Origin of the sequence: Ruegeria sp. SCSIO 43209 (assembly GCF_019904295.1) — a bacterium.
Lineage (GTDB): Bacteria > Pseudomonadota > Alphaproteobacteria > Rhodobacterales > Rhodobacteraceae > Ruegeria.
Genome location: NZ_CP065359.1, coordinates 3,146,279 through 3,157,500, shown reverse-complemented (window position 1 = coordinate 3,157,500; position 11,222 = coordinate 3,146,279). Strand labels below are relative to the sequence as shown.

At 50.1% G+C, this 11,222-nt stretch carries 3 protein-coding genes, 1 tRNA gene and 2 rRNA genes; 3 read left to right on the top strand and 3 right to left on the bottom strand.

Features of this window, described 5'->3' with window-relative positions:
* Window positions 1-429 precede the first annotated feature (429 nt).
* The 3 genes from I5192_RS15830 to I5192_RS15820 all read left to right on the top strand — a co-directional run bounded on the left by I5192_RS15830 (window position 430) and on the right by I5192_RS15820 (window position 3,793).
* Window positions 430-3,294: ribosomal RNA gene (locus I5192_RS15830) — 23S ribosomal RNA — on the top strand.
* 185 nt (window positions 3,295-3,479) lie between these two features.
* Window positions 3,480-3,594 (top strand): 5S ribosomal RNA (gene rrf / locus I5192_RS15825).
* A 122-nt stretch (window positions 3,595-3,716) separates the two neighbouring features.
* Window positions 3,717-3,793: transfer RNA gene (locus tag I5192_RS15820), tRNA-Met, on the top strand.
* Window positions 3,794-4,181: 388 nt separating this feature from the next.
* Here the strand turns inward: I5192_RS15820 and I5192_RS15815 are convergent.
* Genes I5192_RS15815 through I5192_RS15805 form a run of 3 tightly spaced genes read right to left on the bottom strand, consistent with a single transcriptional unit; the run spans window position 4,182 to window position 9,115 of the window.
* Window positions 4,182-5,729 carry a S8 family serine peptidase gene (locus I5192_RS15815; protein ID WP_223117251.1) on the bottom strand — a complete coding sequence of 516 codons (1,548 nt, stop codon included), beginning with the start codon at window positions 5,727-5,729 and terminating at the stop codon, window positions 4,182-4,184.
* A gap of 21 nt (window positions 5,730-5,750) precedes the next feature.
* Window positions 5,751-6,902, bottom strand: a complete 1,152-nt coding sequence (locus tag I5192_RS15810; RefSeq protein WP_170395034.1) for a phosphatase PAP2 family protein — start codon at window positions 6,900-6,902, stop codon at window positions 5,751-5,753.
* A gap of 26 nt (window positions 6,903-6,928) precedes the next feature.
* On the bottom strand, window positions 6,929-9,115 hold the full coding sequence (locus I5192_RS15805) for an adenylate/guanylate cyclase domain-containing protein (RefSeq protein WP_223117250.1): 2,187 nt from the start codon (window positions 9,113-9,115) through the stop codon (window positions 6,929-6,931).
* Between the last annotated feature and the right edge of the window lie 2,107 nt (window positions 9,116-11,222).

The following is an 11,222-nucleotide window of genomic DNA, read 5'->3' as shown; positions in this document are numbered from 1 at the left end:
ATCGTTAAGCACCTTTGGGTTCTTAACCGTCCGATTGGACGTCAATTGACATCGTATAGAGAGAAATCAATCAACACTGTTTGATCGCGCCGAGTGTGGCGTTGATCTCAGTTGGTCCTCTTCGGGGGAGGTTTGATTAGGGATGTTTCCTCGTCCCTCTTTGAATATCCCGGCTGAAACGAACAGAGTTGTCCAAGTCAAGTACACTAACCCGCATGATCTGACGATCATGCATGTCTTCTATTCTCCATGTGGGGCCGACCGACATCGGCAGCATGGGTTCCAGGATAGAAGGCGGGAAAGTATGCTTTTGGTTCAGAAGAAAGATCGCCTTTAGTTACCAGCTGGGCGATCGCGATTGACCTGACTGCGCTCAAGTAGCCGAATAGGCGGTAGCGCACTAAGTTGTGTCTTTCTCTTTCTGGATCAAATCAAGCGCGAGAAGGGCGTTTGGTGAATGCCTTGGCAGCAAGAGGCGATGAAAGACGTGATACTCTGCGATAAGCCATGGGGAGCTGAGAATAAGCTTTGATCCATGGATCTCTGAATGGGGCAACCCACCTGAATGTTTGTTATTGTTAGCTCTGCTAATCAATAATGAGCATGAACAGGTACTTAAGACCTGAATACATAGGGTTTTAAGAGCAAACCCGGGGAACTGAAACATCTAAGTACCCGGAGGAAAGGAAATCAATTGATACTCCCCTAGTAGCGGCGAGCGAACGGGGACCAGCCGAGCCAGATAAGTGACTAGAACACGTTGGGAAGCGTGGCCATAGCGGGTGACAGCCCCGTATAGGAAGCTTTGATGGACGTATTAAGTAGGGCGGAACACGTGAAATTCTGTCTGAAGATCGGAGGACCACCTTCGAAGGCTAAGTACTCCTTGCTGACCGATAGCGAACCAGTACCGTGAGGGAAAGGTGAAAAGCACCCCGACGAGGGGAGTGAAACAGTACCTGAAACCGAACGCCTACAATCAGTCGGAGGATCCTCGAGATCTGACGGCGTACCTTTTGTATAATGGGTCATCGACTTGGTCTTACGAGCAAGCTTAAGCCGTTAGGTGTAGGCGTAGCGAAAGCGAGTCTTAATAGGGCGAATGAGTTCGTGGGATCAGACCCGAAACCGAGTGATCTAGGCATGGCCAGGTTGAAGGTAAGGTAACACTTACTGGAGGACCGAACCCACATCCGTTGAAAAGGATCGGGATGAGCTGTGCCTAGGGGTGAAAGGCCAATCAAACTCGGAGATAGCTGGTTCTCTGCGAAATCTATTTAGGTAGAGCGTCATCCGAATACCCCGGGGGGTAGAGCACTGGATGGGTAATGGGGCCCCACAGGCTTACTGATCCTAACCAAACTCCGAATACCCGGGAGTACTAGATGGCAGACACACTGCGGATGCTAACGTCCGTAGTGGAGAGGGAAACAACCCTGACCTACGACTAAGGCCCCCAATTCATGGCTAAGTGGGAAAGCAGGTGGGACGACCAAAACAACCAGGAGGTTGGCTTAGAAGCAGCCATCCTTTAAAGATAGCGTAACAGCTCACTGGTCTAAATAAGTTGTCCTGCGGCGAAGATGTAACGGGGCTCAAGCCATGAGCCGAAGTCTAGGGATGCGTAAGCATCGGTAGCAGAGCGTAGTGTGACATAGAACCTTGTCTATATTGCCGCCGGTTATGCGGCGCGAGTAATCGCGCTCAAGTAGCCACAATGGCGGTAGCGCAGACATAGGTTCTTTCGATGAAGCGGGCGCGTGAGCGATCCCGTGGAGAGATCACTAGTGAGAATGATGACATGAGTAGCGACAAAGAGTGTGAGAGACACTCTCGCCGAAAGTCCAAGGGTTCCTGCTTAAAGCTAATCTGAGCAGGGTAAGCCGGCCCCTAAGCCGAGGCCGAAAGGCGTAGGCGATGGGAACTAGGTTAATATTCCTAGGCCAGGAGGATGTGACGGATCACAGGTGTAGTTCAATCTTATCGGATTGATTGGGCTGCTGAGTGGTTCCTGGAAATAGCCCTCCATCAGACCGTACCCTAAACCGACACAGGTGGACTGGTAGAGCATACCAAGGCGCTTGAGAGAACGATGTTGAAGGAACTCGGCAAAATACCTCCGTAAGTTCGCGAGAAGGAGGCCCGGTTCCTAGGCAACTAGGGGCTGGGGGCACAAACCAGGGGGTGGCGACTGTTTATTAAAAACACAGGGCTCTGCGAAGTCGCAAGACGACGTATAGGGTCTGACGCCTGCCCGGTGCCTGAAGGTTAAAAGGAGAGGTGAGAGCCTTGAATTGAAGCCCAGGTAAACGGCGGCCGTAACTATAACGGTCCTAAGGTAGCGAAATTCCTTGTCGGGTAAGTTCCGACCTGCACGAATGGCGTAACGACTTCCCCGCTGTCTCCAACATCGACTCAGCGAAATTGAATTGCCTGTCAAGATGCAGGCTTCCCGCGGTTAGACGGAAAGACCCCGTGCACCTTTACTACAGCTTCGCACTGGCATCAGGATTGTGATGTGCAGGATAGGTGGTAGGCTTTGAAGCGGAAACGCAAGTATCCGTGGAGCCTCCCTTGAGATACCACCCTTCGCACTCTTGATGTCTAACCGCGGTCCGTTATCCGGATCCGGGACCCTGCGTGGCGGGTAGTTTGACTGGGGCGGTCGCCTCCTAAAGCGTAACGGAGGCGCGCGAAGGTTGGCTCAGAGCGGTCGGAAATCGCTCGTTGAGTGCAATGGCAGAAGCCAGCCTGACTGCAAGACTGACAAGTCGAGCAGAGTCGAAAGACGGCCATAGTGATCCGGTGGTCCCGAGTGGAAGGGCCATCGCTCAACGGATAAAAGGTACGCCGGGGATAACAGGCTGATACTGCCCAAGAGTCCATATCGACGGCAGTGTTTGGCACCTCGATGTCGGCTCATCTCATCCTGGGGCTGGAGCAGGTCCCAAGGGTACGGCTGTTCGCCGTTTAAAGAGGTACGTGAGCTGGGTTTAGAACGTCGTGAGACAGTTCGGTCCCTATCTGCCGTGGGTGTAGGAGACTTGAGAGGAGTTGCCCCTAGTACGAGAGGACCGGGTGAACGATCCACTGGTGGACCAGTTGTCGTGCCAACGGCAGTGCTGGGTAGCTATGATCGGACAGGATAACCGCTGAAGGCATCTAAGCGGGAAGCCCCCCTCAAAACAAGGTCTCCCTGAGGGCCGTGGAAGACCACCACGTCAATAGGCCGGAGATGTAAGCGCAGTAATGCGTTCAGTTGACCGGTACTAATCGCCCGATAGGCTTGATTTGATCCAGTAATGGAAAGACAAGACCAAAGCATACACACCTTGAGTTGGATAACGTCGCAGCGTCAAGCCGCGATGTTGGTTGATTATATAACCGAGTGGCAACGCGCCTTTTGCAAGCAAAAGACGCTGCCTGCCACCTCGTCGCTTTCCTGCAACGCAGGAAAGTCGACATGGGCTTTTCCTCGGTTTGGTGGTCATAGCGCAAGTGAAACACCCGGTCCCATCCCGAACCCGGAAGTTAAGCACTGCCGCGCCAATGGTACTTGGGCTTAAGCCCCGGGAGAGTAGGTCACCGCCAAACCTAGAAAAAGCCCACATCTCTCTAACACGATGAAAAGAACACTACCCGGTCTCAAGTAGCCGAATAGGCGATAGACCAACACAAGACCTCAAGTAGCGTAAGCGATAGGTCACTTAAAGTGTCGCGGGATGGAGCAGCCCGGTAGCTCGTCAGGCTCATAACCTGAAGGTCGCAGGTTCAAATCCTGCTCCCGCAACCAACTTTAGAAAATCCCAGAGCAGCCCGCGCAGACTACAATTGATCACCCGGAGCAATTGCTTAACGTCTTCACCTCATCGCGCCACGCTCCAAAATCGACGCGTGAGGAAGAATGGGAGAATAGGGATGACCCTGAATCTATCGCTCTACGTGCTTCTGATCTCAACCCATTAATGGCGCGATATTGGTATTCTGCGCCAAGCGTTCCGATCGCTTAATGCCAATGCCGCGTTCAAACGCAGTTTGTTTGCATGAAAGCCCAATGATCAGCTTGATCCGTCTCGCAGCAGAGACGAATCAATCCGTGCGCTTCATTCCCATATTCAATCTCCTTTGCGGCAAAATGCCTTGAAAGGAGCGGTATCAACCAATCACACGTCCTAGTTTGTTCAAACCTGTAAAAGTAGTTTTGCGACGTCCAATAGTCCTGCTTGCCCAAAAAGCTCATCTGTGCTCGGTGTTGTATATGAGTTCATGGCATCTGGCTGCAAAGATGACCCTGCATCTAACCAATACCAGTGGTCTAGATTTAGTTTATTGGTATCAGCCGAAAAACCTTCGAAAATGTTCTTGACGTCAACACCTGACACCTTTGAAGTCGACTTGCGCTGCATCATCGCGATTGCTCCGGCGACCAAGGCAGCAGCACCCGATGTGCCTCCAAATTCAGCATATAATCCCGAAGGATCGTCGCGCGCACTTTCTCGTTTCTTCACAGGGCCAGCGAATGTTCCTTCCACGTAGCCCCTCGGTCCTGGAACATCCAAGGAAAGTAACCGTTGTGAGGCAAATGAAATTTCAGGGATATCATCATAAGGTGGTTCGCGCTTTTTGTGCACGTTCTCTACCCAGAAGTCGCCTGCTGAAGCAGCGCGACGGTCCAATCGGATTTGGTATCTGTTATATACTTCTCCGTCATCTGAAGGTGCGACTACGGTCAGATCACCCGAGTAGTTGGAATAACCCGATCGGTAGCCGTTGTAATTGACGGCGCCTACTGAAATGACACCGTTTGCGGGATTGGATGACAAACTAGCCGGGTAAATCAGTTCACTCCTGCCCTCATTACCTGCGGCGCATACAACAGGCGTCTGCTTGCTTACCCATTCTATGACTTTCTCAAGTAGAGCCCAGGATTTTTGGATGTCCAAAATATCTTCATGAACTTCTCCCGCCTTGCTTTTATGAAGGCGGGTCTCTTCATCATCGTCAAAAGAGGTTGGATAGCCGGGCCAATACGAAGGGTCAGCGGCATCGCGCGGAAATAGAATGACATCCACACCTTTCGCTTCTGCATAAAGAAAGGCCGCTATCAGTTCTTCAGGGCTAGGAGATATTGAAGTTGTGATAGGAACTACTTTGCTTAGCGGGTCTACGCCAAAGTAAGGGGCAACATTACCCGCATTGCCGAACTGATCCAATTCATAACTGGTACCGCTCGTCAGGCCAGCGCATCCAGTCCCGTGAGCGGCATACCGATCATCATAGGCATCGACGTAACGCTTGACGCCAAAACCGTTACTAATTCTGTTAATTATCTCGGTTTCTTCGGGGTCGAGACCAGGTATGACCAAAGCGCTGATTCCGGTCAAATGTTGTTCTGGTAGCTCGCGGTGTCTGTTTGCTGCAGGATATGCCGATAACTCCTCGTACTTTGCTCCATACGGGTGGCTCGCTAGATCAATTGCGTCATTCCAAATAACTTGATCTGGAGGGGGAAGGGGGGCCTCTGGCGCTTCTAAGTTTGGATGATGCCGGGCCACCCCCATATCAATGAGGCCAATTTTTACATCCCGTCCTGCAAAATCCCATTCGACACCAGTTATCGTCGGGCAAACCTCACCAGATGAGGTGCCAGTTGGTACGGAAATCGCATTGATCGCCACCAGATGCCAAAGATAGTAGTAACGTTTATATAACTCATCGCCAACAGGCATTGGCTCACCTCCCCTTTGTAGCTATCCCAGCCATTCGTCCTGGGCTTCATCCATCAGTTCATCGAGAGCTTCTGTTAGATAAACCACTGTTTTCTTTGCGAGACTGCGTCCTGCAGCTGTATCACTTGGGTAGTGTAGACCTGCCCATTCTCGGTTCTCGGCAATACGCTGGGCGCGATGGAAAAGCGCTATCGTTCCCGGATGCTCTGGAACCAGCCGAGAGAACAGCTCTGCAATCGCGAATGATTGATAAGAATGGTTGGATGGATATGCAGCGTGATAGGGTACGGGGATGTAAGGACGGATAAGCGGCTGCACGATGTTTGGTCGAGGTCGGCTGAACCTATTCTTGTAAGTAAGGCCGATCTCGTTGGTGATTTCCAGCAGGATGACCATCAAGGCCTTCGTCGCATCAAATCCGCCCTGCTCGTCAATCCCTAAAGGGGTCAGGTAATCGTCAATTCCGAACTGCGCTTGCGCAACAATTTCGTCGCGACGGCGCACTTGATCTGGCTGTTTCAGTTGCTCCTGAAGTTCCAGCAGATGAGTGGTTTCGTTCAGGCTTTCATCGGGTCCTGGAGGTGGTAGAAGATCAATATTCTCCCAGATTTTCCCGAGAATACTTGTATCAATAGGAATGCCAATTTTACAGAGATCACGCATTTCGCGCCACCCAAATGAGGCATCGCTCCCACCGAAATCGAACTCAGTGCGGTTTCTGTTTCTATTTCGATTCCTATTTCTGTTTCTATTTCGATTCCTGTTTCTATTGCGGTTTCTATTTCTGTTGCGGTTCAGGGCAAAGGATGAAGACTGACCCATCGCGATTACAGCGGCTCCGAGTGCAGACCGGCTTCCAATTTCTGTGGCAACCGAATTAGCTACTTGTTCGTTCCGCTGAAGACGATCTACCAGAGTCATCTCATCAAAAAACAAATTCAATTTTTCAAGTGTTGGATCATCAATTATGTCGTCCTTGATCTCACGAATCGCATTGATGTACGCCCAGAATGTTTGCTGCTGTTCGTCATAGATTAGCGATACAAGTTCATCCCTATTTCGCTCAGGATTGTCCTCTGCGCCCAAGTTCGCCAGCTTTAAAACTTTACACGAAATCAATTCCCCACGCCGAACGAGCATACCGAAGTTGTTGAGAAAACTAACGTAATTCAATGAATCCCCCTCCCTTGATCGAAATACTAAATTTGTTTTGGCAGCCCGATACGGCTCAGACCATCCTCCATAAGTTTTGCGCTGAAGCGGGTTGGAACCGGAAACCAGTCTTCTCGAATACTTGTGAGAGACATGTCTGGCTCCAATTCGACAAGTCGATGTAACGCTTTCTCACCTTTGGTGTGATCGCCCAAGTGACCGTAAGATGCCGCCAGATAGCGCATAACTGCTTTAAACTGTGGTTGTACCGCCATTACGTTTTCGCCAAATTTGACGGCTTGTTCGAAGTCGCCATTTACCAACGAAGCTACGCAGCTTGCGCCGTCGAATAGATGACGATAAGGGCTGTGCCGTCCGATAACCCTAGCTTTGTTCGCGGCCTCCACTGCAAGCCTCGGACGATCGGTATAGCAATAGAGCATCGCAGCAGAATCCCAACACATTGCACGATATGGGCTCAGCTCCAGGGCTCTGTCAGAAAGGTCCTGAGCAATCGAAAACTCGCGGAACACGTAGGAATAGACGTGAGCGACAAGCCCTAAAACGGTCCCGTTATCTGCGTCAGCTTCGACTGCTCGCCTCGCTAGCTCTCGTGCTCTTTCTTCAAGCTCAATGTCCCACGTTCCGTAACGTTCGCCGATTTGGAACGTCGTAAAATATGCTAGCCAGGCCAAGTAAACAGGCTTGGGGTCGATTTCGTAGGCCGCCAATATGTCTGCCTGCAAATGGTCCAAACCGGGTCCGGACATTGTTAGCAAGTGATGGACTGCTGAGATCGCCGTCTTTGCAGCATGATGGGCAGCGGGGTCTCGCATATGACGCCCATTCACCAATGCCGTGAGGAGCGCATCGGTAGCGTAGCTTACAAAAGCTGCAACGCTGGAGGTCGAGAGCCCAAGAAAGTCGCCCTGATCAGCCACCACATTCTGATTCCAAATAACTTTCCGGTCCTCGGGGCGCATTGCAGTGACAGAAACTTGAAGCATGCTTTCGCAGGCTGACGCTCTGCACTGAAGAAACAAGTCGGGACCAACACCGTGGCTGGGGCTGGAGTTGTATGGCCCGGGCACGTTCGGGGTGCGATAGTCCTGAACAATCAGGGCCTCGGTTTCCGAAAGAGATTTTGATAGCTGCTCTGCGACGATATTTGCTACGAAAGAGGCTTTTTCCGATCCCGCTCCCACATCTGAGGCTAGAAGGCCAATTACGAAATTTGTTCTCGTAGTTTCTACCCATGATGCATTAGGCGTTGGCTGAGTTGTGAGATCGGTTTTACTTACTAGACTAGCACCATCTTGGTTGATGCATCGAACCGCAGACCGTTGATGCTGGAGCCAATCCATGAAAGCAGCACTGCGGCATTTGAAACCCTCCAACAGCCTATTGTTTGATGGTTCTGCTGTTGGCTCTGTTACGTCTATTTCCAACTCTTGTTGATTGAGGTAAATGAGATCTTTGTCGCGAACTAGACTGATTAGGGTTGCCAAACCGGTGTGTTCATTGGTGGCGTCGACGAGCCGCTCCAATAAAGCAGACCTTTCAGAAGTAGACTGGTCCTCCCAAATAATTTCGCCAGCCCGATGCGCTGAAAAAACACCTTGAGAGCAAGCTAAGAGCGAGAGAAGCATTGTCTGCTCGTTGCTTAGGTCCAGCAAAGTGTTTTGGGAGCCCCAATACTTCGGATACCCAATCAATTCGAGACGGGCCTTTGTCAGCGACCCTTGGTCCGAAACTCTGATCACCTTGAATAACTCGAGAGAGTTTCCCAGATTTTTTAGTGTTGGGTAGCCGATGGAGACAAACCGAAAGTCGTTTCCACCCTGAAGCGAATTTCGGACCGCACTGGAGACCAGGACATCACCGGCCGATCCAGCACTTTCGATACGGGCCGCGGTGTTTACGGTATTCCCTATGATTTGGCGGTCTATTTCAAATGTATCACCAACATGTACACCGATCCTGAACCCGCGATCATAGTTTCCGACTTGTTCAGAAAGAGTTTCCTGTACCCTCAACGAGGCTTCTACCGCGACTGAAACACTTCTGAATGTCGCGCAAAAACCATCACCAGCAATACCCGTGACTTCACCTCCAAGAGCGACCACTACTTCACTGGCTAAATTCAGATCCGCGCGAATAGTGGATAGGGTTCGCATTTCAGTTTCGCGAACCGCTAACGAGTACCCACATGCATCAATGAACACGATGGCCATTAGGCGGGCTTCGGGAGTTTTAGTCTTGGAAAACTTTGTCTGGTCTACCCCATATCTTGACCTCAAAGTAAATAGATTAAACGTTTCTAATGCCTAAAATTCGACACCCTGATCGATTGTTTTAAATAAAAATAACCCCACAGTTAGGGTCAGTAGTACACTAATCTCAGTAACTCGTCGACATTAAACGCGCTCGACATTTGCAATTGAGAACGCAGGTATTTGTTAAGTTCCAGATATAAATAAATAAATTTAGTGGTGGGTGATATGAACTGATACTTTCCGGTCATTGGTAGATGTTAAAGAGGGAAAGCTTCCGCATTACTTCATAAGTGCTTGATTCCGGTGAATAAGAATGAAACGCACCGTCGCAGCGCGAGATAAGGATGCACATTAAGAGGTCAAAGAGTGAATGCCACTTGAATATCGACAAAAGGCGTTTCTTGACATCTTGTCATTGGCTTCAATTTTTGCATCAACACGTACCAAGACTTCAAGCGCTGCTAATTCATCTTTCTCTATGACAACACAACGGTAAAACCCAAGGGTCGTGTTATAATTGAATTAGATCTTTGGATTTCTACCAATTGAAGCATTGTACTATATTTCGTCAAAATGGATGCTCATCAGTTGAAGTATATTGAACTAACCTAGAACTCCCTCGTTTTTGTTTACAACAAATTTTGCTCCCAAGGTTTGATGACTTGACCCGTTCTCTGGAACGAAGGATGCGCGATGGGCACAGATGGGGAAGCAAGATGCATTCCAGTTTAAAGTGTCAGTTCAGTAGCTCGGGAAGTGCCCATCCAGTGTTGGCCGTTCAATTCGGTTGAAGCTTGATGAGGCTATCCCTCATCCAATGAGAGGTATTGTAGTTTCTGCTGAGAAGGACACCAAGCAGCGATGGTCCGCTTATCGAGCCTTCTTCATAGGTGGAGAGAGTGACGTCACAGTGTTATCTTTCGAATTCAAACTCTCATCACTGAGCACCTTCGAAGTGCAGGGTTCTCAGTGGTCCCGAGAATCTTTCCGAAACATCTTGTTTCCAATTCACGAACTAAGAGTTTCGAATTTAGCCGTGGACACATTTTTGCCATAATGCCATCTTGGCACAGAGGGCGGCATGTCTTTATTTTAGCACTTTCTAGTTTTTCCAACTGGATTTGAGGGGGTTACCTAGTTCGATATGCCGCCCCACGAGCAGTCTTCTGATAGCCCAATGACCGAAGCGCATTTTCGGTGGCGTTGATACAATGCGCGTTCAAACCTTTTGTATCGCGCATCTGGGTGTAGTTATGGCGCACCTCGACAGCGCCATTAGATTCTATGGGCGCAGTTTCAGGTATCTTTCCATTGATCGTTGCGCGCCGAATGATGTGCAATCGGCGATGCAGAGGTGCAACAGGTCAAGATAGAAATGCCATCAGAACGACCCCAACTAACGTCCTGAGAGCGGTATCTGAGCAAGTAAGCGCTGCCTGGATAGCAAGTTTCCGCAACGTAAACATAAGCTCACTTTTCGCCTTTCAAGACTTGCTCTATGCCGTGTGCAGCATTCCGGTGGGGGCCGATATGAAACTCAGTGCGTTGGAAATCCTTTGCGTCATTTTGGCAAGTGTTGTGGCAGTGGCTGGTTTTGCCGGAGCCGTGAATGCGCTTGTTTCAGCGATCTAATGTAGCACCGCAAAGCTGTAGGGCCTTTAAGCGCATGTTGTCGCGCTCGTGACAACTGTTCTCTCGGGGTGTCGGTGGTTTTGTAGTAAGACATTGAAACTAAACAATTAAAGAAACACCATGCACTTCTTTTTCGTTCATCGTTGACGCCGTCGTCACCCAAAAGGAAAAGGTCTAGGGCCCGAAAACAAGCCCGCTTCGTCCAAATCTTGCGGTGGCGGTATTAGATTGAAAGCGTCGCCTCTCATTCCACCTAGCAGAGGGGTTGGCGAGGGGGTCGAGCCAACCCCTCTGAAGGGGATACACGGAACAGTGAAAGTGGTCCGTTGAGCTCAGGTTATGCGATGCGTGTAGGCCCGTATATTGGGGGTTCCCCGTAGTTGGGAAAATTAATCTTTCAGACACATTCCGGACATCTCGCCCAGATACCAAA